Here is an 897-nt window from a genome sequence, read left to right as displayed (position 1 = left end):
TTCATTCGCAGCGGCACAGCCAGCAACCCCACATCGCCGCACATTCAGGAAGGCCGAATTCACCCAAGGGCACAGAGAGCCTGAAAGGCCTAATCGACAAGGTTTATCACAAGCCGAAAGGTCAGGGAAAAACGGAGGCACGCTCAACATCTTGATTCCCGAAAGCCGAAGAGCCAATGGGAGCCCTGGCCCTATTGATTCTGGAAAATCAGGAGCGCAGCGAGTAATTTTCCGAGTGCAGCTACTTATTGGGAGACAACAGCACGGTGCAGGATGGAAATTTTTAAGCCGCGCCGAAAATATAACTCCGACTACTCCAGAAGCCTTTCCGGTGCATCCATGGCCTCGTGCAACACACGAACAACAAGCACTTCCGACTCAAGCAGTCGATAAAAAACAACGTGATGCTCGACCTGTAATTTGCTATACCCAGAAAAAACATGGTCGTAGTTCGCGCCAAGCGATGGATGATCAATCAGCCGTTTCATGCCGGCCTCAAGCCGATCCACGTAATTATCCGCCTGATCAACGCCCCATTCCTCACAGGCATACACCCAAATCCCAATAAAATCGGATTCCGCCCTCGGCGTGACGTTCAACGTAAGCACTAATCGGCAGCCTTAATCCGCTTACGGCCAGCCGCCTTGATAGCCGTTATATCCAACGGTTTCGGTTCCCCGCTGGACTCACCCTCAGCGAGGGCTTGCCTCAGCATGGCAAGACGTTCTTTGGTCTGTTGGTCCCTTCGGATGAGATCGCGGATGTACTCACTATCGTTGCCAAAGTGGCCGCTTTCAATCTGGGCTTTCACCCAGCCGTCTTGCTGTTCGGTCAGCGTGATGGTTTTCCGGTGCATGCTCATGGCTGGTGCTCCTAACATGGCAGAGGTATGACATT

Annotated in this window: 2 protein-coding genes; both read right to left on the bottom strand. The window is 52.6% G+C overall.

From position 1 onward, the window contains the following. Window positions 1-311: 311 nt before the first annotated feature. The gene (locus A3754_RS03120) at window positions 312-608 is read right to left on the bottom strand and encodes a type II toxin-antitoxin system RelE/ParE family toxin (RefSeq protein ID WP_063518823.1); all 297 of its coding nucleotides are present in this window, start codon (window positions 606-608) and stop codon (window positions 312-314) included. Beyond that, window positions 608-897: type II toxin-antitoxin system ParD family antitoxin (locus A3754_RS03115; protein WP_369817566.1), on the bottom strand; the 290-nt coding region annotated here is incomplete at its 5' end. The genes A3754_RS03115 and A3754_RS03120, both read right to left, overlap by 1 nt.

This window comes from Alcanivorax sp. HI0083 (genome assembly GCF_001635175.1).
The sequence above is the reverse complement of the archived record's forward strand: the minus strand, read 5'-3'. Positions and strand labels throughout refer to the sequence as shown.